The 22,176-nt window shown below is 67.0% G+C and carries 23 protein-coding genes; 13 read left to right on the plus strand and 10 right to left on the minus strand.

All coding sequences use genetic code 11. From position 1 onward, the window contains the following. Positions 1–236: 236 nt before the first annotated feature. From WCJ52_RS03465 to WCJ52_RS03490, 6 genes are all read left to right on the plus strand, one after another. Positions 237–569 carry a DUF1491 family protein gene (locus tag WCJ52_RS03465; protein WP_336901907.1) on the plus strand — a complete coding sequence of 111 codons (333 nt, stop codon included), beginning with the start codon at positions 237–239 and terminating at the stop codon, positions 567–569. A gap of 97 nt (positions 570–666) precedes the next feature. Next, on the plus strand, positions 667–1,056 hold the full coding sequence (locus tag WCJ52_RS03470) for a hypothetical protein (protein ID WP_336901908.1): 390 nt from the start codon (positions 667–669) through the stop codon (positions 1,054–1,056). Positions 1,057–1,099: 43 nt separating this feature from the next. Then, complete coding sequence (locus WCJ52_RS03475; RefSeq protein WP_336901909.1) at positions 1,100–2,701, plus strand: peptide chain release factor 3; 1,602 nt, start codon at positions 1,100–1,102, stop codon at positions 2,699–2,701. Between the two features lie 119 nt (positions 2,702–2,820). Beyond that, a complete protein-coding gene (locus WCJ52_RS03480) occupies positions 2,821–3,618 on the plus strand; it encodes a class I SAM-dependent methyltransferase (protein ID WP_336901910.1) in 798 nt (265 codons plus the stop codon). Continuing rightward, positions 3,615–4,385, plus strand: a complete 771-nt coding sequence (locus tag WCJ52_RS03485; protein ID WP_336901911.1) for a pseudouridine synthase — start codon at positions 3,615–3,617, stop codon at positions 4,383–4,385. Before WCJ52_RS03480 ends, WCJ52_RS03485 begins: the two co-directional genes overlap by 4 nt. Before the next feature lie 56 nt (positions 4,386–4,441). Continuing rightward, entirely contained in the window at positions 4,442–5,836 is a 1,395-nt protein-coding gene (locus tag WCJ52_RS03490; protein ID WP_336901912.1) for a hypothetical protein, read from the plus strand. On the opposite strand, the gene WCJ52_RS03495 is transcribed toward WCJ52_RS03490, so the two are convergent. Beyond that, complete coding sequence (locus WCJ52_RS03495) at positions 5,833–6,219, minus strand: dihydroneopterin aldolase (protein ID WP_336901913.1); 387 nt, start codon at positions 6,217–6,219, stop codon at positions 5,833–5,835. The genes WCJ52_RS03490 and WCJ52_RS03495 overlap by 4 nt on opposite strands. Positions 6,220–6,223: 4 nt before the next feature. Beyond that, a complete protein-coding gene (locus tag WCJ52_RS03500; protein ID WP_336901914.1) occupies positions 6,224–6,949 on the minus strand; it encodes an SDR family oxidoreductase in 726 nt (241 codons plus the stop codon). Positions 6,950–7,135: 186 nt separating this feature from the next. Here WCJ52_RS03500 and WCJ52_RS03505 point away from each other — a divergent pair, with 186 nt between their 5' ends. The 4 genes from WCJ52_RS03505 to WCJ52_RS03520 all read left to right on the plus strand — a co-directional run bounded on the left by WCJ52_RS03505 (position 7,136) and on the right by WCJ52_RS03520 (position 12,239). Continuing rightward, a complete protein-coding gene (locus tag WCJ52_RS03505; RefSeq protein ID WP_336901915.1) occupies positions 7,136–8,089 on the plus strand; it encodes an SMP-30/gluconolactonase/LRE family protein in 954 nt (317 codons plus the stop codon). Between the two features lie 96 nt (positions 8,090–8,185). Continuing rightward, positions 8,186–9,622: an aldehyde dehydrogenase family protein gene (locus WCJ52_RS03510; protein ID WP_336901916.1), complete on the plus strand. Its 1,437-nt coding sequence runs from the start codon at positions 8,186–8,188 to the stop codon at positions 9,620–9,622. A 71-nt stretch (positions 9,623–9,693) separates the two neighbouring features. Then, positions 9,694–11,274: a long-chain-fatty-acid--CoA ligase gene (locus tag WCJ52_RS03515; RefSeq protein WP_336901917.1), complete on the plus strand. Its 1,581-nt coding sequence runs from the start codon at positions 9,694–9,696 to the stop codon at positions 11,272–11,274. A gap of 29 nt (positions 11,275–11,303) precedes the next feature. Further along, complete coding sequence (locus WCJ52_RS03520) at positions 11,304–12,239, plus strand: alpha/beta hydrolase (protein ID WP_336901918.1); 936 nt, start codon at positions 11,304–11,306, stop codon at positions 12,237–12,239. 30 nt (positions 12,240–12,269) lie between these two features. Here the strand turns inward: WCJ52_RS03520 and nhaA are convergent, their stop codons facing one another. Beyond that, a complete protein-coding gene (gene nhaA, locus WCJ52_RS03525) occupies positions 12,270–13,487 on the minus strand; it encodes a Na+/H+ antiporter NhaA (protein ID WP_336901919.1) in 1,218 nt (405 codons plus the stop codon). A 79-nt stretch (positions 13,488–13,566) separates the two neighbouring features. On the opposite strand from nhaA, the gene WCJ52_RS03530 reads away from it, so the two are divergent. Further along, positions 13,567–14,991, plus strand: coding sequence for a YdiU family protein (locus WCJ52_RS03530; RefSeq protein ID WP_336901920.1), 1,425 nt, complete (start codon positions 13,567–13,569; stop codon positions 14,989–14,991). Here the strand turns inward: WCJ52_RS03530 and WCJ52_RS03535 are convergent. From WCJ52_RS03535 to WCJ52_RS03545, 3 genes are read right to left on the minus strand one after another with little or no spacing between them, the layout of a single operon-like run. Next, a complete protein-coding gene (locus WCJ52_RS03535; RefSeq protein ID WP_336901921.1) occupies positions 14,979–15,875 on the minus strand; it encodes an EamA family transporter in 897 nt (298 codons plus the stop codon). The two genes, WCJ52_RS03530 and WCJ52_RS03535, sit on opposite strands and share 13 nt — an antisense overlap. Continuing rightward, on the minus strand, positions 15,868–16,710 hold the full coding sequence (gluQRS, locus tag WCJ52_RS03540; RefSeq protein ID WP_336901922.1) for a tRNA glutamyl-Q(34) synthetase GluQRS: 843 nt from the start codon (positions 16,708–16,710) through the stop codon (positions 15,868–15,870). The genes WCJ52_RS03535 and gluQRS overlap by 8 nt, the downstream gene beginning before the upstream one ends. Then, positions 16,707–17,339, minus strand: coding sequence for a TetR/AcrR family transcriptional regulator (locus WCJ52_RS03545; RefSeq protein ID WP_336901923.1), 633 nt, complete (start codon positions 17,337–17,339; stop codon positions 16,707–16,709). Before WCJ52_RS03545 ends, gluQRS begins: the two co-directional genes overlap by 4 nt. Positions 17,340–17,784: 445 nt before the next feature. Here WCJ52_RS03545 and WCJ52_RS03550 point away from each other — a divergent pair, with 445 nt between their 5' ends. Further along, positions 17,785–17,907: a hypothetical protein gene (locus tag WCJ52_RS03550; RefSeq protein ID WP_336901924.1), complete on the plus strand. Its 123-nt coding sequence runs from the start codon at positions 17,785–17,787 to the stop codon at positions 17,905–17,907. Positions 17,908–18,110: 203 nt separating this feature from the next. Further along, positions 18,111–18,671 carry an HNH endonuclease gene (locus WCJ52_RS03555; protein ID WP_336901925.1) on the plus strand — a complete coding sequence of 187 codons (561 nt, stop codon included), beginning with the start codon at positions 18,111–18,113 and terminating at the stop codon, positions 18,669–18,671. A 49-nt stretch (positions 18,672–18,720) separates the two neighbouring features. Here the strand turns inward: WCJ52_RS03555 and WCJ52_RS03560 are convergent, their stop codons facing one another. The 4 genes from WCJ52_RS03560 to WCJ52_RS03575 all read right to left on the minus strand — a co-directional run. Continuing rightward, positions 18,721–19,278: a demethoxyubiquinone hydroxylase family protein gene (locus WCJ52_RS03560; RefSeq protein WP_336901926.1), complete on the minus strand. Its 558-nt coding sequence runs from the start codon at positions 19,276–19,278 to the stop codon at positions 18,721–18,723. Beyond that, positions 19,275–19,805, minus strand: a complete 531-nt coding sequence (locus WCJ52_RS03565; RefSeq protein WP_336901927.1) for a disulfide bond formation protein B — start codon at positions 19,803–19,805, stop codon at positions 19,275–19,277. The genes WCJ52_RS03560 and WCJ52_RS03565 overlap by 4 nt, the downstream gene beginning before the upstream one ends. 41 nt (positions 19,806–19,846) lie before the next feature. Next, positions 19,847–20,425, minus strand: a complete 579-nt coding sequence (locus tag WCJ52_RS03570) for a YqaA family protein (RefSeq protein ID WP_336901928.1) — start codon at positions 20,423–20,425, stop codon at positions 19,847–19,849. An 11-nt stretch (positions 20,426–20,436) separates the two neighbouring features. Further along, positions 20,437–22,176 (minus strand): ferrous iron transporter B (locus WCJ52_RS03575; protein WP_336901929.1); only part of this gene is annotated, 1,740 nt, incomplete at its 5' end.

The following is a 22,176-nucleotide window of genomic DNA, read 5'->3' on the forward strand; positions in this document are numbered from 1 at the left end:
GCGCGAACAGGCCGCACCGGGTTCCGGCCTCCGCCATGAGGCTGCGCTCGTAGTAGACATCAGCGGGTGCGGATCCGGCGGCGGTCGGGGAAAGCCCGACCAGGGCCGCCAGCATCAGGGCGCTAGGATTGAAGAGCGATCCGGGATGGGGCATGGAACCGTCCACTCCAAGGTTTTCGCGGGATCGGGTCCTGGACCCGGGCGGCGCAACCCACCCTAGCCCAGCGAGGGCATGCTTGAAATTCTCCACGGACATCTGGGTCGCCGCCCTCATCCGCCGGGTCGATCTCGGGGGCGGAAGCGCGGTGGTTGTCCACAAGGGCGACGCCCGGGCGGGATCCGTGCTCGTCAAGGTGCTCAATCGCCGAGAAGATCGCGCCCGTCTCTATGCGGAAGCCACCCGGGCGGACGGTGAGACGGTCTGGATGCGGCCAGCCGCGTCTGAGTTGGAGCCGGAAATCGACGCCTACATCTCCCGTGCGCGTCGTATCGACCCGGATCTCTGGGTGGTTGAGCTTGATGACCCCCAGGGGCGGCACTTTCTCACCGAGCCTGTCGAAGAGGACTGAACAGCCTCTGGATTCTTCTCGCCGGAGATCATAATTTGTGCGCCTTCACCTTGCATCCCCGACTGTCGGGGGTCCCGAGCCCGTAGGAGATGCAGACTTGCTTTTCCTGATGAACGACTGGGTGATGCAGTTTGAGACCCAGGCCCTGGTCGGCGACCTGGTTGGCCTCAATACCCGCGAGATCAGCCTTTCCCAGGTCCTGGTGCTTGGCCAGGAACTCTATGCCGAGGACCCCGAGCTTCACCTCAGCCAGCCCCTGCAGGCCCGGAGACTCGCCGCCCTCGCCATGACCAAGGAGGCCGAGATCAACGCCCTGCTCTTCAGACCGCCCCATCAGGGCTGCAACCCCCGCGACGTTACGGTCCGCTACTGCGCCGTGGGCTTCGACATGCTCGCTCAGCTGTTAGCTCTGCAGGAGTCCCAGCGATCTGGTGGGTGGGCCAACAAGGAAGTCTGGAACAAGCTGGGAAACCGCACCCAGGCCTGACGCGCGAATTGCGCCGGACCGGCCCGCAGGCTACCTCCGCGCCATGAGCCAGTTCCCCGCCGCCGAGGCTGCACGCCGCCGCACCTTCGCGATCATCTCGCACCCTGACGCCGGCAAGACGACCCTGACCGAGACCCTGCTTCTTGCAGGCGGCGCCATTCGGGCCGCAGGACAGGTCCGTGCCCGGGGTGAGAACCGCCGCACCCGTTCGGACTGGATGAAGATTGAACGCGAGCGCGGCATCTCCGTCTCAGCGAGCGTCATGACATTCGACCATGACGGCCTCATGTTCAACCTGCTGGATACGCCGGGTCACGAGGACTTTTCGGAGGATACCTACCGCACCCTGACCGCCGCCGATGCGGCGGTGATGGTTCTGGACGCGGCCAAGGGCATCGAGCCCCAGACCCTGAAGCTGTTCGAGGTCTGTCGCCTCCGGGACATCCCCATCGTCACCTTCATCAACAAGATGGATCGCGAGGCCCAGGACCCCCTTGAATTGCTCGACGAGATCGCCTCCAAGCTCGCCCTCGACCCTGCGCCCCTCTACTGGCCTGCGGGATCTGGCGGCCGGTTCCGGGGGATGCTGGACCTCAGGACCCGCCAATTCCTCCCTTTCGAACGCTCGTCTGCCGAGCGGGACCTGTCGGGTCACCCCTCGCCCGTGCCCGTCGACGACGCCGCAATCGAGGCCTACCTCGACCCCCAGTTCCTGGAGGAGCTGAAGGAAAGCGCCGAACTCGTGCAGGGTGCCGCCCCGCCCTTCGAAGTCCAGTCCTTCCTGGAGGGACACATGACCCCGGTCTTCTTCGGTTCCGCCCTGCGGCGGTTCGGGGTCGAACAGCTGCTGGAAGGCCTGGGCGCCTATGCCCCGCCGCCCAGGTCCGTGGTAGCCGCAAGGTCTGGCGAGGAGACCGAGGTGGCTCCCGGCGATCCCGAGGTCAGTGGTTTCGTCTTCAAGGTCCAGGCCAACATGGATCCCAACCACCGCGACCGGATCGCCTTCCTCAGGTTGTGCTCTGGCCGGTTCCACAGGGGCATGAAGCTGAAGGTCCAGAACACCGGCCGCCAACTTTCGGTCAATGCCCCGATCATGTTCTTCGCTTCCGACCGGGAACTGGCTGAGGAGGCGTTCGCTGGCGACGTGATCGGCATCCCGAACCACGGTGTCCTGCGGGTGGGCGACAGCCTCTCGGAAGGCGGAACCCTGCGGTTCGCCGGCCTCCCCAATTTCGCTCCGGATATCCTGCAAAGGGTGCGGGTGAAGGACCCCCTCAAGGCCAAACACCTGCGCCGGGCCCTGGAGGGACTGGCGGAAGAGGGGGTGACCCAGCTGTTCCGGCCCCTTATCGGATCGGACTTCGTTGTCGGCGCGGTTGGACAGCTGCAGTTCGAGGTCATGGCCGATCGCCTGGCCAGCGAGTACCAGCTGGACGTGATCTTCGAGGCCAGCCCCTACGCCGAGGCCCGTTGGATCTCCGGACTAGAGGCCGACCTCTCCGCCTTCACGGCCGCTTACCGCTCTGCCATGGCCGATGACATCGACGCCCGGCCGGTCTTTCTCTCGAAGTCAGGTTGGGAGACCGGCTATGTCGCCGAGCGCTACCCGGCTGTCAGCTTTGCCCGCACCCGGGAAAGGGGCTGACGCAGGCGATGGAGCCTCCTGTCTTGCTTTATGGGCATCCGCCCCCCGAGCTCTTCCGGGCCCCGACAGGCGCCGTGCAGGCGTCACCCCTGGAGCCGGGCGCCGAAGACCCACTGCAAGTGCAGGATGCGCATTTCGCCTCGGCGCTGGTCCTGACCCCTCCCGGTGCCCTGGAACGGGACTGGGTCCTCGCCCGCGTCCTTGAACGGCTTCCGCCGGGCGCCGAGATTATCGCCCTGGGGCCGAAGGACCGGGGCGGGGCCCGCATTGCCCCGACACTTCGGGGTTTCGGCTGCGACGTCTCCGAGGAACCGAAACGCCGTCACCGCATCTGCCACACCCGCCGCCCCGCAAGCCCGGTGAACCTCGCCGCTGCACTCGCGGCTGGCGCGCCCCGGCTCGATCCCGGGTTGGGTTTGTGGACCCAGCCAGGCGTCTTCAGCTGGGACCGCCTGGACCCGGGCTCGGCAATGCTGATGGATATCCTTCCCGACCTCGGTGGGCGGGGGGCCGACTTCGGCTGCGGGATCGGCCATCTGGCCCTGGGCGTCCTCAAGTCTGGCGCGGTCACAGACCTGGAGCTCGTCGATCTCGACCGCCGGGCCGTCGCCTGCGCCCGCCGAAATGTCGCTGATCCCCGCGCGCGCTTCCGGCACGCCGATGTCCGCCGGCTTGGGGCGGCTGCCGATCTCGATTTCGTAGTGATGAACCCGCCCTTCCACGATGGCGGCCGGGAGGACAAGGCGCTGGGGGTGGCCTTCATCGAGGCGGCGGCCCGGGCACTCAAGCCGGGCGGGGCGTGCTGGCTCACCGCCAACCGACACCTTCCCTACGAACAGGCCCTTGCTCGCAGCTTCAGGGATGTCCGGCTGAAGGCGCAGGCCCAGGGATACAAGCTCTACGAGGCGATCCGGTGAGCCCTGCGCCCAGGCCCCCCGCTGTGCGCCTGGACCGGCTCCTCGCCAATTTGGGCTATGGGTCGCGCCGCGAGATCCACGCCCTGGTCCGGAAGGGTGAGGTGGTCCTCGACGGCCGATCCGTATCTGACGCCGGGGCCCGGATCGGCCTGACGGCGGATATGACTGAGCGGATGACCATCCAGGGTGTTCCTGTCGATCCTCCCGCCCCGCTGGTGTTGATGATTCACAAGCCTGCTGGCGTCGTCTGCTCCCACAGGGAGCCCGGCCGCAGCGTGTATGAACTCCTGCCATCGCGCTGGCGCAGCCGGATTCCGGCCCTGTCCTCTGTCGGCCGCCTCGACCTGGACACCACGGGGCTTCTGCTGATCACGGATGATGGCGATTTCCTGCACAGGGTGATTTCGCCGAAATCACATGCCCCAAAACGATACATTACGCGACTGGCGGAACCCCTCGTTGGGACGGAGTCGGAGGTCTTCGCCCGGGGGGATCTCGTACTGGAGGGCGAGGACCGGCCCCTTGCCCCTGCGCGACTGGAAGTGCTGGATCCATTCACGGCTCGGCTTACCCTCACCGAAGGGCGCTACCATCAGGTCAAGAGGATGTTCGCGGCCGTTGGAAACCATGTGACGGCGCTTCACCGGGACCGGATCGGTGCCCTGGACCTTCCGCCGGATCTGACGCCCGGAGCCTGGCGGCGGCTGTCGCCCGTCCAGTGCGCGGCTGTTCTTCTTGAGGCCGACGACACCCCTAGTCTGGCATAGCCATTGCATAACGTTTGGGCGAACACCCGCGAAGGAATCCCGCTAAGGATCAAGGAATGTTCGGCTTCAACCGGCAAGTCAGGAAACTGCTGGAGGAACAGGGCGGCGCGGCACCCCGCGACGGCCTGAGCGCCGACGACATGTCTCTGGTCGAAGTCCTTCCGCTCGGCATGCTGCTGAAGGAGGCGATCGATGCTGATGATGTTGCCGGTCGCGCCAGCGGGCGGGCGCGTTCGCAGCTTCGGTTGGATGCCGCCATACTCTGGCGAGAGGCGACCCGCCGCAGTGGCGAGGTGCGCGCCCTCAGCCGGGCGGCGTCCAGCGCGGAGGATGCGCTGGAGCATTACGGTGAGCGGTCTGCGGGGTGGGCGCGGGCCCGGTGCGAGCAGGGCTTCGCTGCCATGCTCGGCGCGGAGTTGTTCGGGGATGGAGGGCTCATGGCCGCTGCGGAGGCGGCCTTTCGTGACGCTCTTACGGGTCCCCGGCGGTGCCTTGCCCTGCCGCATGCCGAGATCGGTCTCCTGACCCTCAGGGGTCGACGCGCCCTCGCCACGGGCGACGCCCAGGCCGCGCGGATCGCCGCCGCACGCTTTGCACAGCCCATAGCCACCTTGAAGGAGATGTCGGCCCGCATCCGGACCGCGCGGATGCTTTCGGTAGACGGCCACATCATGCGCGCGGAACTTCTCTGTGATTGGGGTGCACGTCTCGAAGACGCCCCACTGCTCCGGGCCGCCGCGCGCGATACGCACACCGCCGCATCAGGCCTTACGCCGGACTTCGAGCCGTTGACGATCGCCCGCATCGGATTTGCCCGGGCCCGGGCCCAGATCGCCCTGGGGGACGTAGAGGCCAATGCCGAACCCGTCCTCAGTGGCGTCGACTTGATCTATGTCATCCTTGCCGAGCTTTCCCTTGAACACAGCCCGCTCGACCGCGCCCGGGGAGAGTACATTGCGGGCTGTGGGCTGAAGGCCTTGGGCGATATCTCGGGCGAAGCGCGCTATTTTGAAAGGGCGCTGACGGCCTTCGAACGGGCCGCCGCCGTGATCGCCCTGCGCGAGGGACTGGTTCTGCGCGCCGAGATTGGCTCCCGCCGCGCCGTCTGCCTGGCTCGGATCGCCGAGATTTCTGGCGACGTAAACGCGCTCAATTCCGCGGAAAAGGCCCTCAGGCAGGAACTCGCCAATCCCTGGACGGTACGCAACCCGCACTCCTGGGCCCGGCTACAGCTCTTCCTCGCCCGTCTCCTGCTGGCCCGGCTTGAGATCACGCGGCGCGACAGGGGCGAGCGCGCGGGTGCCCGCGCGGCGCTATCCTCCGCGGTGGACACGCTCTCAGAAGACGGATTGCGCGCCCTGGGCCGCTCCGCCAGGCAGACCCTTGAACGGGTCAGCGTGGCCATGTCCGAACCTGCGGGCAAGCCGGAGCCCCCGCCCTTGGCAAGCTAAGGTGTGGCGAGTCCAACCCGGATCTCGACTCCAGCGGCCTCGGCATCGGGCTGCAGCGCAGCAGGCTTAAGCACCCTGACCCGGACCTCCCGGGCACCCGGCATGTCCAGGCAGGCGCAGGCGAGCCGGTCGGCGAATGTTTCCACAAGATCGATGTGCCCAGACCCTGCGATGGCGCGCGCTGCCTGAACGACCGCCTCGTAATTGAGGGTCTCGGAGAGCTTCGTGACACGCCTGGGCTGGGTCTCGATCTCCACATCGACGATCAGGACCTGAGGATGATCCTGCTCGTGAGGGTGGATACCGATCCGCGCCTCGAGCCTCAGGGTCCGGACAAGGATCCTTTGCTCCAGTAGGGGCGGCTGGGAGGTCGGGGCGGTCACGGTTTCAGTCCAGGTGCTGACCGCCGTCTACGGCGATCATCTGGCCGGTCACGCTGGACGCCCCGATCAGGTAGGTCAGGGCCCCGCCGATATCGGCCGGATCAACGGCCCGGCCAAGCGGCGTCGAGGCCGCTTCGTCGGCGAAGTCAGCCGCAGACTGGTCCAGGTTGGCGAGGACCGGGCCTGGGCCGATGGCGTTCACCCGGATGCGGGGCGCAAGATCGATGGCCATCATCCGCGTGGCGGACCACAGGGCGGCCTTGGAGATCGTGTAGGCGAAATAGTCGGGACCCGGCGCCAGCACCCTCTGGTCGAGGATGTGGACGACATGCCCGGCCAAGCCCTGGGCGGCCATGTCCCTGGATAGCACCAGAGGTGCCCTAAGGTTGATGTCGAGGTGTTCGTCCCAGGACTTCCGCTCAAGCTGGTCGAAGGTGTCGTTCCGGAAGAGAGAGGCGCTGTTTACCAGCAGGGTGACAGGCCCGAGCACGGCGATGACCCTGCCTATCAGGCCCGACACCGCAGTCTCGTCGGCCAAATCGCAGGGAAAGGTGCCGGACTCGCGCCCGGCGGCCCGAACCTCAGCAACGGCCGCCCGGGCGTCCTCGTCCTCGCGTCGGCAGTGAATGGCGACGTCGTAGCCCGCCGCAGCGCAGGCGCGGACGAGTTCGCGGCCGATCCGGCGGGCCCCGCCGGTGACCAGGGCTGTTCCGCGCTCCGAGCGAGGCATGGTCCTAGTCGAACCGTCCCATGTCGATCTTGTTCATGACAAAGAAGACCACGAAGAAGGCGATGATGATGAAGAGGGGGCTCATGAGGCTCTCCTGACAGACGGACGGGCTTTAGCTGCGGTCGCCGCACTTGTCGAGGCGGCCCGCCTGGGCACACAGTGTTCGACGCCGCTCAGGAGCCCGCCATGCCGCTATCGCCCATAGACACCGCCTCGTTCCAGAAGATCGCCGTCGGCATCGACCGGCCCGAGGATGTGGTGGTCAGCGCCGCAGGCCGGGTCTTTGCTTCTGACCACCAGTGCGCCGTCGCCGAGATCCTGCCAGACGGCAGCTTCGTGCGGATGGGGCCAAGGGGCGGCGCACCGAACGGGATCAACATGGACCTGCAGGGCCGGATCCTGATCGCCAACTTCGGCATCTACGACCGCGAGGAGGGCCCCCTCCAGAGGTTCGATCCCGAAACGGGGATCCATGAAACCCTGATCGCGGAGGTCGGAGGCCGGCGGCTGACCAGCGCCAACTATCCTGTGATGGACCGGGACGGGAATATCTGGTGCGCCAATTCCACCCTCGCCGAGACCTGGCCCCAGGCGCTGGACGGACGGGCGGACGGATTCCTGTTCGTCCTGCGGTCCGACGGAACCTGCGCGATCGTTGCGGAGGGGCTGAAGTTCCCGAACGGCCTGGCCCTTTCGGCGGATCACCGGCGGCTGTTCTGCGCCCAGACCTCCGCCGCCGATGTCCTCGCCTTCGAAATCCTGCCCGGTGCGTACCTGGGTCCCGGCGTCCGCTATGGGCCGGTGCTCGGCGAGCTTGCCGTTCCGGGACGGCCCCCCGTCCCTGAGGCGGACCTGGGCTATACCGACGGGGTTGGAATGGACGCGGAGGGAAACCTCTGGGTCTGCCTGCCGGCGGCGAACAAGGTCGTCGCCATCACCCCGGCGGGAGAAAAGGTGACAGTCATCCACGATCCGTCCGGAGAGGTGGTCAACCACCCCACCAACGTCACCTGGGGCGGTGCAGACCTCAGGGACCTCTATATCGGCTCCATCCGAGCGGACTATGTGCTGAAGACCCGCAGCCCGGTTGCGGGCCTTGCCCTGGTGCATCAGGACAGACTCCCGGCATCCAGAGTCTGAATCCCCCTTCCACGCAGGCACCTGATCATTATTGTAGGAAACGGAGGCGCACTGGGGGTTCCCGGCGCCCGCAAGAGCCACATCCCGGAGGACGCCATGCGCGAATACGTGAAATTCTATATCGACGGCCAGTGGGTCGATCCGGTCGAGCTGAAGACCCTCGACGTCATCAACCCCGCCAATGAAGGCGTCTGCGGCAAGATCGCCCTGGGCTCAGCCAAGGACGTCGACAAGGCCGTCGCCGCCGCCAAGAAGGCCTTCAAAACCTGGTCCCAGACCACCCGTGAGGAGCGCCTCGACGTCCTCAACCGCATACTGGCCGAGTACCAGAAGCGCTTCGGCGACCTGGCCGTCGCGGTAACCGAGGAAATGGGCGCCCCCGCCTCCCTCGCCCAGCGCGCCCAGGTGCCGATCGGCATGGGCCACCTGTCCACCGCCATCAACGTCCTGAAGGACTTCAAGTTCGAAGAACAGCGCGGCCCGACCCTCCTGGTGAAGGAGCCCATCGGCGTCTGCGGGTTCATCACGCCCTGGAACTGGCCGCTGAACCAGATCGTCTGCAAGGTGGCGCCCGCCATCGCGACCGGCTGCACCATGGTGCTGAAGCCCTCGGAAGTTGCGCCCTTCTCAGGGCACATCTTCGCCGAGATCATGCACGCCGCCGGCGTGCCGGCTGGTGTGTTCAACCTGGTGCATGGCGATGGCCCGAGCGTGGGCGTGGCCCTGTCCAGCCATCCGGACATCGACATGGTGTCCTTCACCGGCTCGACCCGGGCGGGCATCGAGGTGGCGCGCAACGCCGCTGCGACGGTCAAGCGCGTGGCCCAGGAACTGGGCGGTAAGAGCCCGAACATCGTCCTGGACGACGACGCCTTCGCCAAGGGCGTGGCCCGCGGCGTGGCGACCATGATGACCAACTCGGGCCAGTCCTGTAACGCCCCGACCCGGATGCTGGTGCCGAAGACCCGCATGGACGAAGCGATCACCGTGGCGCGGGAAGCCGCTTCCCAGGTGACCGTCGGCGATCCCAACGGTAATTCCCAGCTGGGTCCGGTGGTCTCGGAGATCCAGTTCAACAAGATCCAGAAGCTGATCCAGGCCGGCATTGACGAGGGTGCGACCCTGGTCACCGGCGGTACCGGCCGGCCTGATGGACTGGACAAGGGCTACTACGTGAAGCCCACGGTCTTCGCCAACGTCACCAGCGAGATGACCATCGCCAAGGAAGAAATCTTCGGGCCCGTCCTGTCGATCCTCGGCTATGACACCGTCGAGCAGGCGATCGATATCGGCAACGACACCGAGTACGGCCTGGCCGCCTATGTGCAGTCCGGCGACCTCGAGAAGGCCCGCAAGATCGCTTCCAAGCTGCGGGCGGGCCAGGTGTCCATCAACGGCGGTGGCGGCGACATGATGGCCCCCTTCGGTGGCTACAAGATGAGCGGCAACGGGCGCGAGTGGGGCGACTATGGCTTCCACGAGTTCCTCGAGACCAAGGCCGTCCTGGGCTACGCGCCCCAGGCCGCCGAGTAAGACTGACGCCGCCCCGGGGCTGGGCTCCGGGGCGGTTGTCCTTTCCACGCATCAAGCCGGAAAGCCGCTCCATGCCTGAAGCGCACAGCATTGTTCTTCCCGAACTCGCAGGCGCCGCAGATGTGGTCCGGCATCATGCCCGTTTGAGGCCGGACGCTGTCGCCCTGGTCTTCCAGGACGAGCAGATCACCTACGCCCAGCTCCACGCACTGTCCTCGCAGTGCGCCCAGGCGCTCATCGCGGCGGGGGTGAAGCCGGGCGATAGGATCGGGACCCTCGCCCGAGGCAATGCAGACTTCTTCGTCCTCTGGTTCGGATGCCTGAAGGCGGGTGCCTGCCTCAATCCGGTCAACTGGCGCCTGGCGCCTCCAGAGGTCGCCTTCATCCTCCAGGACGCCGGTTGTCGCCTCGCGGTGGTCGGAGCCGACTACGCCGGCATGATCGAGGACCTGTCCGGTGATCTTGCCTGCCTGCAGACCTGGATCCAGTTCGAGCCGGGGCATGCGCGCTGGCCGGGCTTCCGGGACTGGATCGGCGCCCATCCCGCCGCCGACCCCCAACGCCCGGCCCAAGGGGACGATGACGTCATCCAGCTCTACACTTCCGGGACGACCGGCCTGCCAAAGGGCGTGCAGCTGACCGAGGCCAACTATGCGGCCTGCTTCCGCAGCGCGAGCTCCGCCTGGGCCCTGATCGAACCCGGGGACGCCGTCCTGGTCTGCATGCCGCTCTTCCATGTTGCGGGGGCCAACCTTGGCATGCTCGGCCTGCTGATGGGCGGCCGTTGCATCATCATGCGCGAGGTCGATATCGGCCTGATGCTGCGCCTCTTCGGCGAGCATGGCGTGCGCCACGCCTTCCTGGCGCCGGCCATCATCAACATGGTGCTCCAGCATCCAGAACAGGCCCAGGCCGACCTGTCGCGCCTGGACTATGTCTACTATGGCGCCTCGCCGATCTCGGAGGAGGTGCTGACCCGGGCCCAGGCCCGGTTCGGCTCGCGCTTCATGCAGCTCTATGGCCTGACCGAGACCATCGGCGGCGGCGCCTACCTGACCCCGGAGTCGCACGATCCGGCGCTGGGCAAGCTCAGATCCTGCGGAGTGCCGTCGCCGGGCTATGAGATCCGGATCCGGATCGACGGCCGCAACGCCGAGGTCGGAGAGGTCGGCGAGATCGAGATCCGCTCGGAAGGGGTGATGAAGGGCTACTGGAACCGTCCCGACGCCACCGCCCAGTCCATCGACGCTGAGGGCTGGTTCCGGTCGGGCGACGCCGGGTTCTTCGACGCCGATGGCTATCTCTTCATCCATGACCGGGTGAAGGACATGATCGTTTCCGGCGGCGAGAACATCTATCCCGCCGAGGTCGAAAACGCCCTGATGTCCCACCCTTCCGTCGCCGACGCCGCCGTGATCGGGGTGCCGGACGACCGCTGGGGCGAGGCGGTCAAGGCCATGGTCGTCCTTCGGCCAGGCGCCGACCCGGACCCCGAGAGCATCATCGCCCACAGCCGGACCCTGATTGCCGGCTACAAGACCCCTAAGACCATCGATTTCATCGACGTCCTGCCGCGCAATCCTTCTGGAAAGGTCCTGCGGCGGGAGCTTCGCGAGCCCTATTGGCGGGGCCGCGAGCGCCGGGTCGGCTGACCCACCAGACGCCAACAGGAGTTCGCCCAATGGATCCGCACTTCAAGGCCATGCTCGACGCCGAGGCCGCGGCCGCCGCTGGCCAGGTGGCACCGCCCCTCGACAGCCTGCCGCCCGAATTGGTCCGCGGCGGCTACACAATGCAGCGTACGAGCCAGAACACCCAGGCACCGAAGGAGGTGGCGATCCGCGACCTCCAGGTCGACGGCGGTGCAGGCCCCGTGGGCGCCCGGCTCTACACCCCTGCGGGCGCTGCGGCGACCACGCCCGGGCTTGTCTATTTCCACGGCGGCGGCTTCGCCATCGGCAACCTCGAGTCCCATGACGGCCACTGCCGGCGCCTCGCCGCCTATTCTGGTTGCCGGGTGCTGGCCATCGACTACCGCCTTACGCCTGAGAACCCTTTTCCTGCGAGCCATGACGATTGCCTGGCTGCAACCCGGTGGGCCTTCGACCATGCTGCAGCGATCGGCTTCGATCCCGCTCGCATCGGTGTGGGCGGCTGCTCGGCGGGCGGCAATCTCGCCGCTTCCGTCGCCATCGACCTGAAGGCGGACACGAAGCGGCGCCTGGTCTTCCAGATGCTGCTCTATCCCTACATCTGCCCTGAGGTGGAAACCGAGTCCCGTCGCCGTCTGGATGGGCCCCTGCTGACCCGGGCGGCGATCGACTGGTTCGTGAAGTGCCTGGCCGCCGACGGCCATCCGCAGATCGACCGGGTGATCCTGGGCTCAAGCGTAGACGTCTCGGCGACGCCTGCCGCCTATGTCGTCACGGCCGGCTATGATCCTTTGCAGGATGAGGGCCGGGACTACGCCCTGCGGCTGGAGGCGGCGGGCGTGCCAGTCCGACATGTCCATTATCCGGACCTGCTGCACGACTTCTTCGTCATGGGCGATGTCTCGCCGGCGGTGGAGCCTGCCGCACGTGAGGCGGCCGAAGCCATGAAGGCCGCCTTCGCCTGATCCCGGCCAAGGCCAGTCCCGGCGACTGGATTAGTGATGGGTCGCTGGCTGCGGATCCACTGCAGTGCCTGAGCGGTCCCGCTGGACCTGGCTCCAGGCGAGCGCCGCCATTCCAAGGGCAGCGGCCAGAATCGAGCCGCCGATTACGCCCAGGCGCACCGCGCTCTGGGCGGTCGGATTGTCTACGTCGAAAGCCAGGGCACCGATGAACAGGCTCATGGTGAACCCGACCCCACACAGGACGGCGCAGCCGTAGAGCTCCAGCCAGGAGGCGTCCGTGGGCCTACGCGCCAGGCCCAGGCGGATCGCCACAGCGGAGGCGCCGAGCACGCCGATCTGCTTGCCAACGAAGAGCCCGGCCGCGACGCCCAGGGCCACGGGGCTGAGCAGGTTCTCAGCAGAGAGTTCGGAAAAGGAGAAGCCTGCTGCGGCAAAGGCGAAGATCGGCATGACGCCATAGGCGACGTATGGGTGCAGGGACTGCATCATGGTCTTCAGCATGCCCGTCTCTCCCGGCCTGCGGGGATCGATCGGAATCGCCATGGCCGCCACGACCCCGGCGATGGAGGGATTGACGCCGCTCTCCAGGGTGAAGGCCCAGACCGCGAAGGTCAGGATCGCAAAGACGGCGTAGGGTGCCCGTTGCCACCGGGCCGCCAGCACCATCAGCGCCAGCATCACGCCTGCACCTGCCAGGGCCACAAGATCGATATGGTCAGTGAAGAGGGTCGCGATCAGGACCACTGCGCCCAGGTCATCGGCAATCGCCAGGGTCAGGAGGAAGGTCCGGAGCGAGAGCGGGAGGCGGGGGCCGGCAATGGCGAGGGCTGCCAAGGCAAAGGCGATGTCGGTCGCTACCGGCACGGGCCAGCCATCCACCGCCCCGCCCGGACCCCCGTTGAGGGCCAGGTAGATCAACGCCGGCACCACCATGCCGCCCACGGCACCCAGGACAGGAAGGGCGAGCTTCCGGGGATTGGACAATTCCCCGCGCAGGACCTCGTATTTGATCTCCAGCCCCACGACGAAGAAGAAGATCGTCATCAGGCCATCCTTGATCCACTTCAGGACGGGCTTGGTGACTTCGATGTCCCCCGCCTGGAAGGTGAGGGGATGCTTGATCAGGCTGAAATAGCCTGCCGCCCAGGGCGAGTTGGCGAGAATGATCGCCAGGGTGGCGGCCAGGGCCAGGACGACGCCGGAGCCAGCTTCGGTCCTGAGGAATTCGAGAGTTGTCTTGCGGGCCATGACCGTCGGATATCACGCCAGCGGCGATTGGCAAGGATCAGGGCTTGCGTCTGCGCACGCCGGCGGCCATGTCCGCCCCATGCCGTTCTCTTCCGTCTACCGGTCCGATCCCCGTCTCCAGACACTGGGCGCGGACTTCGTCGATCCGGTCCAGGCCGCAGACTTCCCGATGGCCCGCCTGCGGTTCCGGAACGACCGTGCAGCGGAGACAGTGGGGCTCGCGGGCCTGGCCGACGACGAGTGGACTCACCATTTCGGACGTTTTGCGCCGCTTCCCGATAACCTGGATCCGCCGCTGGCGCAGAGGTACCATGGCCACCAGTTCCGGGTTTACAACCCTGACCTTGGCGACGGTCGGGGCTTTACCTTCGCCCAGTTGCGCGAGGCCGGATCGGGCCGACTGCTCGATCTCGGGACCAAGGGGTCCGGCGTCACGCCCTGGTCCCGGAGCGGTGACGGCAGGCTCACCCTGAAGGGCGGCGTGCGCGAGGTCCTTGCCGCGGCCATGCTGGAGGCCCTGGGGGTTCCCACCTCTCGGGCCCTGTCCCTGGTGGAGACCGGGGAATCCCTTCTGCGCCAGGACGAACCCAGCCCCACCCGGTCCGCTGTCCTGGTCCGGCTGAGCCATAGCCACATCCGGTTCGGGACCTTCCAGCGACCCGCCACCCTGGGCAGGCCAGACCTCGTCCAGCGGCTCACCGCTTATACACTCGAGCACTACTTCCCTCACAGGGTCGGTGCGGCCGATCCAGGCGTAGCCCTCCTGGAGGAAGCCTGCGCCGGGGCGGCTCGCCTGACGGGCGCCTGGATGGCTGCCGGCTTCGTCCACGGTGTCCTGAACACCGACAACATGAACGTCACCGGTGAGAGCTTCGACTACGGTCCCTACAGGTTCCTGCCTCATAACGACCCGAACTTCGTCGCCGCCTACTTTGACCACTCCGGGCTCTACAGCTTCGGTCGCCAGCCGGAGGCGGTGTTCTGGAACCTCCAGCAACTGGCTGGGGCTCTCGCCGGGGCTGGAGCGCCGGAAGCCGACCTGATCGATGTCCTGAACGGGTTCGGTGATCGCTACCGGGCGGGCCTGACCGCGGCCATGCTCTGTCGGCTGGGCCTGGCCTCCAGAGACCCCGAAGCCGATTCCCGGCTTGTGGGAGCGGCCTTCCGGGCCCTGGGTTCAGCCGGCTCCGAACTGCGTTGGGAGCCCTTCTTCTTCGACTGGTTCTGCGGCGACGCTGGCCGGGCCCTCTCCGGGATTCGCGGCGACCTCTATCGCGGCGAGGGGTTCGCGGACTTCCGGCGTGAGGTCGAGGAGTCCACCCAGGACCGTTCTGACCGGCTTGGCCACCCGCTGTTCAGCCGCGCCGAGCCTGTGGAGCTTCTCGTAGACCAGATCGAGGCGGTCTGGGACGACATCGCCCAGCACGACGACTGGACCGCCTTTGAAGGCCTCCTGACCGACATCGAGACCGCCCGGCGGGCCTGGGACCTTCAGCCCGGCTGATCGGTGGGTCGTGCGGCCCTCTGGGCGAGGATGACGCCTGCCAGGGCTATGACGCCGCCCAGCATCTGGCCGGGGCCGAAGACCTCGCCGAACAGGACCCAGCCCAGGATCGCCGCCACTACCGGCTGGACAAGCACCACCACTGACGTGACCGAGGCGGGCAGGCGGCCGAGAGCCCAGGCGATGGATCCCTGTCCTGTCACGTGCATGACGCCAAGGGCAATGCAGGCCGCCCAGCCCCCGGGCGTCGCCGGCATGAAGCGTTCGCCCAGCAGCCCCGAGGCGGCGGCCAGGAGGGGGGCTGCCGTGAGGCTGGACCAGAACATGACCTGGGCCGCTCCCCGTGTCCGTCGCGCCCTCTGCACCGCCAGGAAATACAGGGCGTACCAGACTGCTGTCATGGCGGAATAGGCGTCGCCCAGGGCAGGGTTGGCTCCGGGAAGGCCGGGGTCACGGGCCAGGGTCATAATGCAGGCGCCGCCGACCGCCAGCACCACCGCCGCCAGGAACAAGGGCCGGATCCGCTCGCGGAAGACCAGCCAGGCGACGCCGGTCACGATTACGGGGGTGAGGTTGGACAGGATGGTGGCCTTGGCCACGGAAGTCAGGGCGATGCCGTAGTGCCAGAAGGCTAGGTCCAGGGCGAAGGCTCCCCCCGCGAGGAGCAGGACGGGCCCGGCGCGACCGACGCCGCCGCTCTCCCGCTGGGCCAACAGAAGCAGCAGGGGGAGGGCGAAGACCATCCGCCAAAAGCCGATCGCCGCCGGTCCTGAGTCCGCCAGACGCACGAGGATCGGGGCAAGGCCGATGATGCAGGCACCGGCCAGCAGCACGATCAGCGCAGTCCGGCGTTCGGCGGCTCCGGCCTCGGCGACGTCAGTCAAGTTCCAGCTCCGCAATCAGTTGCTGGGCCGAGACGCCCCGTTCCCGGATGGCCTGGAGGGTCTCCGACCGATTCCGCTTGGCGTAGCGCTTTCCATCGGGCCCGACCAGCAGGCGATGATGCCGGTAAATTGGCTCGGGAAGGCCGAGCTGGGCCTGGAGGAGCCTCTGGACCGACGTGGCCGCGAACAGGTCGCAGCCCCTCACGACGTGGGTCACTTCCTGGAAGGCGTCGTCCACGACGACGGCCAGGTGGTAGGCGACACCGATGTCCTTGCGCGCCAGGACGATATCCCCCGTCAAGGCAGGGTCCACCTGGATACGGCCCTGCTCGCCTCCGGGCCCGGACCCGGACTCGGTAAAGGCGAGCTGACCCGCGAGCCGACTGGCCTCCCGGATGTCCAGTCGCCAGGCGAAGGGTTGGCTGTCGCCGAGGCGCCGGCTTTCCTCGGCCCCGGCAAGGCGTTCGCCGAAATAGGCGGGTTCGGGCCCATGGGGCGCCTGGGTCATGGCCTCCGCCACCTCCCTGCGCGTTCGGAAGCACCGGTAGATGAGACCCTGCGCTTCAAGACGGTCCAGGGCTTCGCCGTAGGCTGGCCCGCGGTTCGACTGAAGGAGGTGGGGCGGCTCCCAGTCGATCCCCAGCCAGGCCAGGTCCTCAAGGATGGCGCGCTCGAATTCCGGACGGCTCCGGGTTCGGTCGATGTCCTCGATCCTGAGACGAAACCGCCCGTCCGCAGCCTGCGCCGCCCGCCATGTCGTCAGGGCGGAATAGGCATGCCCCCTGTGAAGGTGGCCGGTTGGCGACGGGGCAAACCTGAAGACTGGCGGGCTCACCCCGCAGGGCGCTCCCGCTCCGCAGTGAACAGGGTGAGCCGGCTCAGCAGGGCCCGCAGGAAGGCCTCCTCGCCGCCCAGGTGGGCCTTCAGCGGTGAAAACTCCCGGAACCCGACCATTTCCGCCACCCCGTGGGCAGCGCACCAGACGGCGGTGCTGGCAAGTTCCAGTCCCATCTCGTCGGAGGGGTCGAGCCCGGACTCGATCAGGGCGTCGCGGACCAGGCGATAGGCGCCTTCCTCGCGAAGCTTGGAGGGCATGGCCTCGTGGTTCTGGCTGCAGTCGAACATGACACGGTAGATGGCCGGGTTCTCACGCGAAAACCGGACATAGGCTATGCCCAGGGCTACGAGCCGGTCCTGCCCCGGTTCCGTCGGGGCCAGGTCCGCACGCATCTGGTCCGCGAGCTGGTCCCAGCCCTCCATGGCGAGGGCGTCGAGGAGTTCGCTCTTATCCCGGAAGTGGTGATAGGGCGCGGCTGGACTGACGCCCGCTTCCCTGGCGACGGCCCTCAGGGAGATGTCGGAGCCGCTCTCGGCCTCCAGCAGACGCCGCCCGGCCTCAACAAGGGCTCGGCGCAGGTCGCCGTGATGGTAGGGGCGAGGCTCGGCAACGCGGGCGGGTTTCATGAAATATCAGTAATGGGGATCAAAAAGCGGAGCAAGCCAATCTTGACAACGATCAGATAAGCACCATCTCGCAGGTGCAGCATAAAATAGCTCCAAGCTGCATAAAACAGCCCCAAGCTTCAGGGGCGCTAACTTCAAGGTGTGTGTCATGTCTCTTGTTGATTTCGAACGTCTCATTGACCGGTTGACCCCGGCCTTCCTCCTGGCGCTTGGCCTGGCCGTCACGGTGGCTTCCGTGGGTCTCCTGATCGGCTGAGCCGGATCGCTTCGGTGACCTAAGAGGGGGGGGCCTGCGGGCCCCCTTTTTTGTCTTGCTACCCCGCGTTTGAGGCGAGGCAGAACCTATCCAAATTATAACTTTACATTGTTTAGATACGTCGTATCTTATCGGTGTTCAAATTGATTTCCCCGCTCCCCGGGGGTGTCCAACTCAAGGTGTGTCCAAATGTTCTCCCCTCTCCGTTTCGCTGCTCTTTTCGAGACCCTCGCCGACCGCATCGCGCCCGCCTTCCTGCTCACCCTGGGCCTGGTGGCTGCGGTGGGAAACGCCATGCTCTTCCTTCCCTGATCCCGGGATCTTCCTAGACTCATCCCCCTTGGGGCCCCGTTTGGGGCCTCTTTTGGGGCCCCTTTTTCGCCAAACTGTCACTGGTTATTGAGGGAAGAATCGCGTCCAGATGAGAAGAAAGCGCCGCTCGAGCTGATGGAGGCAGGACTTCAACAGGCCTGAAGCGAGACCCTGATGGGCTCCAGTCAAGGGAGTGTCTGGCCGTGATGGTGCTTGAGCATCCTCCGTCGGGTTGTCCGGCCCTCGTCCTGAACGCGGATTTCAGGCCCCTCAGCTACTACCCCCTTTCGCTTTGGGCCTGGCAGGATGTCGTCAAGGCTGTGTTCCTCGACCGCGTCGACGTGCTCTCCACCTATGACCAGGAGGTCCGGTCCCCTAGTTTCGCCATGAAGCTGCCGTCGGTCGTGTCCCTCAGGGACTATGTTCCCCAGGATCGAACCCCCGCCTTCACCCGCTTCAACGTCTTTCTTCGGGACGGTTTCGCCTGTCTGTACTGCGGACGCCGAGAGGACCTGACCTTTGACCACGTGATCCCCCGGTCCCAGGGCGGCCGGACGAGCTGGACCAACATCGCCACGGCCTGTTCGCGATGCAACCTTGCCAAGGGCGGACGGACGCCCGCCGAAGCCAGGATGGTCCTCATGCGGCGTCCTGCCCCGCCCAAGGCCTGGGAGCTCCAGGAGGGCGGGCGCCGGTTTCCGCCCAACTACCTACACCAGTCCTGGATGGACTATCTGTACTGGGACGCGGAACTGGAGCCCTGAGCTCCGGACGGGGAATGCGTTCGGTCGGCGAAGATGGCCGAAAGGGGACCTAGAGCTTCTCGCTGATTCGGATCGCTGTCCGGCATCCCATCCGGATCACTGCGGCAAGGATGGGATAGGCCGTGGCTTCCCGGGCGCCCTCCTCGATGGCGATCTCGCGATGCGCCAGTTCCTCGTCCCGGAAGCCCGAAAGCTCCTTCGCAAGCTCCGGCTCGCGGATCGACAGCTCCTCTACCTGGGCGGCGTAATGCTCGCCAATCACAGTCTCCACGGCCACGGTGCAGGCGTGAACTGCCTTCTCGCCCATCAGGGCGGTGCCCGCGCCGAGGGTGAAGCCGGCAAGGCGCCAGAAGGGAGTCATCAGGGTCGGCCGCACGCGGCGCTCGGCTAGTAGGCTTTCAAAGCGGGCGAGGTGGCGCGCCTCGTGCCCCTCCATCTCCTCAAGCTGGCCGGCGATCCTCTCCCTGCCGGGCGCCTGGCCAAGCACAGCCCTCTGGCCGCGGTAGATGTGGACGGCCCCCAGCTCTCCAGCGTGGTCCACCCGCAGGATTTCCGCGAGCCGGGCTGCGCCGGCGCCCGCGCCTGGACGAAGGGGAGGGCGGGTCATGCGCGGCCCCTGCCAAACCGCCAGGCCGCAACCCCTGCCGTCGCCAGGCCCAGGGACATCACGGCATTCCAGCCCGCCATCGAGAGCCCGGCCAACCGCCAGGCCGCATTGTCGCAGGCGGGTTCCCGGACCTTCAGGCTTCCGTCGATCAGACCCCCCATGTCCAGTCCTGCGACTGAACCGCCGCCCGCTGCGCAGGCCGCCGGACCCGGCCACCACTTCCACTCCACGCCAGCATGGAAGGCCGCTAGCCCTGCCCCGAAGAGGAAGACAAGCCCAAGCGCCAACCCCATCCAGGGGCGCAGGGCACGGAGCGCGGGCGAGCGCATCCCGGCGAATGCGACCAGGGCTATCCCCGCCGCAACCCAGTAGACTTCGCGTTGCTTGAGGCAGAGCAGGCAGGGCGCGTAGCCGCCGAAACGCTCGAAGGCGTGCGCTGTCGCCAGCATGGCAAGGCTTGCCGCCAGGGCGACAGGAATCCATGCCGCGGCAAGTCGCCCGGAAAGTCCTGCGGATGCGGTGCTCATGTGGCGACTTATCCCCCAAAACCTGCGCTCCACCAAGGGTGTCAGCCCAGGAGTTTCCAAAGCCCCCAGAGGGCGACCAGCAGCCCTCCACCCGCCAGGACATACCACCCCATCCGCCGCTCGAACTCGGCCAGGAGGGCCGGCCCATAGGACTTAAGTATGGCTGCAGTCAGGAAGAAGCGGGCCCCACGGGTTACCACCGAGGCCCACAGGAAGGTGACGAAGGAGAAATGCGCCAGCCCGGAGGCGATGGTGACCAGCTTGTAGGGGATCGGTGTGAGGCCCTTGATCAGGATGACTGCCAGCCCCCACTTCGAGAACCAGGCCTGGAAGGCCTCGCGCCCCTCGGCATGTCCCATCAGCTTGAGAAGGGCCAGGCCAAGGGGTTCCAGGAAATAGCCGATCGCATAGCCCAGGACGCCTCCTGCGACAGAAGCGGCCGTGCAGATACCCGCATAGACAAAGGCGCGGTCGCGCCGGGCCAGGACCATGGGGGCCAGCATGACGTCCGGCGGGATGGGAAAAAATGAACTCTCGGCGAAGGACACCGCGGCCAGGGCCCAGGGCGCCTTGGGGGAGGCGGCGAGGGACAGGACCCGAGCATAGAGGCGTCGCAACATTCCCTGGCTCCTCAGCTCAGCCCGAAGGCGATGGCAACACGGTAGACAATGAGGGCGGCGAGGTAGGCGAGGGCCAGCATGTAGGCGAACATGATCCCCGGCCAGACCCATCCCCCGGTCTCGCGCCGGACGACGGCCAGGGTCGCCACACACTGGGGCGCAAAGACATACCAGGCCAGGAAGGCCAGCCCCGAGGCCAGCGGCCACTGGCGGGACAGGATACCCGCGAGGTCGCCCTGCGCGCCCCCCACCGCATAGATGGCGCCCAGGGCGGCGACCGCCACCTCACGTGCGGCCATGCCGGGGATCAGGGCGACCACCATCTCCCAGCTGAAACCGATAGGGGCGAAGATGGGCTCCAACCAATGGCCAATCCGCCCTGCGGCGCTATAGGCTATGGCAGGCCCTTCAGCACCTTCCGGAGCTGACGGCCATGTGGAGAGTGCCCAGACGAGCACCATCAGGGGCAGGATGATGCGTCCGGCCCGGCTGATGAAGGCCCAGGCCTTCTGGCCAAGGTTCCTGAGGAGATTGACGGGGTCAGGGACCTTGTAGTCGGGCAGCTGCATCATGAAGGGCTCGCTGCCGCCCCGCCACAACACCTTGCGGATCACGAATGCCACAGCCAGGGCGGACAGGATTCCGGCGGCGTAAAGACCGAACATCACCAGCCCCTGCAGGCTAAGGACGCCTCCGACCATCCGGTCCGGGATCAGGGCGCCGATGATCAGGGTGTAGACGGGAATCCGCGCCGAACAGGTCATCAGCGGTGCCGTGAGGATGGTGGTCAGACGGTCCCGCCGGTTGTCGATCACCCGCGTCGACATGATGCCCGGCACCGCGCAGGCGAAGCTCGACAGCAGCGGGATGAAGGCCCGTCCATGCAGTCCGGCGCCGCCCATGATCCGGTCCATCAGGAATGCGGCCCGAGCCATGTAGCCAGAATCCTCAAGCAGCAGGATGAAGACAAAGAGGACCAGGATCTGGGGCAGGAAGACCAGGACGGAGCCGACGCCGGCGATCAGTCCATCGACGACAAGCCCGTGCATCCATCCGGGCGGAAGTCCGGCTGTCGCGGCCGTGCCAAGGGCTGCGAACCCGGCTTCGATGAGGTCCTGCAACGGGGCTGCCCAGGCGAAGACCGCCTGGAACATGAGGAACAGCAGGCCGAGCAGGATCAGTACGCCCGCCACCGGATGGAGGAGCACCCCGTCCAGCCGTCCGGTCAGGGTATCGGGGCGGCTTGGCGGCCTCACGGCGGTGCGCATGAGGTCCCGGGCCGCGCGATGCGCGTTGCGGACGTCCGTCGCCAAAGGCTCGTGCCACAGGTCAGGACCGGGGGCGGATGCGCCCGCCGCCTGGGCGGCGGCGATCTCTAGGAGGCTGTCCAGGCCCCGCCGGCGCGTGGCGACCGTGGCCGTCACCGGGGCTCCAAGCGCCCTGGACAGGGCGTCGACGTCGATCTCTATGCCCTGACGCTCGGCGATATCGATCATGTTGAGCACGAAGACCACGGGCCGCCCCGTCGTCTTGAGCTCGAGGGCGAGCCTGAGGACCAACCCCAGATTGGTGGCGTCGGCGACGCAGAGGATCACGTCCGGCGCGGGCTCCCCGGGCAGTCGTCCGAGGACGGCGTCCCGGGTGACCACCTCGTCCGGCGACCGCGCCCTCAGGGAATAGGTGCCCGGCAGGTCCACGATCCGCAGACGACGGCCATCAGGCAGTTCCGCGAGGCCTTCCTTCTTCTCGAC

The sequence above is a fragment of the Phenylobacterium sp. genome, from assembly GCF_037138395.1.
In the GTDB taxonomy this organism is placed as follows: domain Bacteria; phylum Pseudomonadota; class Alphaproteobacteria; order Caulobacterales; family Caulobacteraceae; genus Phenylobacterium.

Coding starts and splice junctions, on each gene's coding strand:
- WCJ52_RS03510 (WP_336901916.1), top strand. CDS start 8,186: ATGCGCGAATACGTGAAATTCTATATCGACGGCCAGTGGGTCGATCCG.
- WCJ52_RS03565 (WP_336901927.1), bottom strand. CDS start 19,805: ATGAGCACCGCATCCGCAGGACTTTCCGGGCGACTTGCCGCGGCATGG.
- WCJ52_RS03475 (WP_336901909.1), top strand. CDS start 1,100: ATGAGCCAGTTCCCCGCCGCCGAGGCTGCACGCCGCCGCACCTTCGCG.
- WCJ52_RS03500 (WP_336901914.1), bottom strand. CDS start 6,949: ATGCCTCGCTCGGAGCGCGGAACAGCCCTGGTCACCGGCGGGGCCCGC.
- WCJ52_RS03560 (WP_336901926.1), bottom strand. CDS start 19,278: ATGACCCGCCCTCCCCTTCGTCCAGGCGCGGGCGCCGGCGCAGCCCGG.
- WCJ52_RS03570 (WP_336901928.1), bottom strand. CDS start 20,425: ATGTTGCGACGCCTCTATGCTCGGGTCCTGTCCCTCGCCGCCTCCCCC.
- WCJ52_RS03505 (WP_336901915.1), top strand. CDS start 7,136: ATGCCGCTATCGCCCATAGACACCGCCTCGTTCCAGAAGATCGCCGTC.
- WCJ52_RS03530 (WP_336901920.1), top strand. CDS start 13,567: ATGCCGTTCTCTTCCGTCTACCGGTCCGATCCCCGTCTCCAGACACTG.
- WCJ52_RS03520 (WP_336901918.1), top strand. CDS start 11,304: ATGGATCCGCACTTCAAGGCCATGCTCGACGCCGAGGCCGCGGCCGCC.
- nhaA (WP_336901919.1), bottom strand. CDS start 13,487: ATGGCCCGCAAGACAACTCTCGAATTCCTCAGGACCGAAGCTGGCTCC.
- WCJ52_RS03545 (WP_336901923.1), bottom strand. CDS start 17,339: ATGAAACCCGCCCGCGTTGCCGAGCCTCGCCCCTACCATCACGGCGAC.
- WCJ52_RS03550 (WP_336901924.1), top strand. CDS start 17,785: ATGTTCTCCCCTCTCCGTTTCGCTGCTCTTTTCGAGACCCTCGCCGAC.
- WCJ52_RS03490 (WP_336901912.1), top strand. CDS start 4,442: ATGTTCGGCTTCAACCGGCAAGTCAGGAAACTGCTGGAGGAACAGGGC.
- WCJ52_RS03515 (WP_336901917.1), top strand. CDS start 9,694: ATGCCTGAAGCGCACAGCATTGTTCTTCCCGAACTCGCAGGCGCCGCA.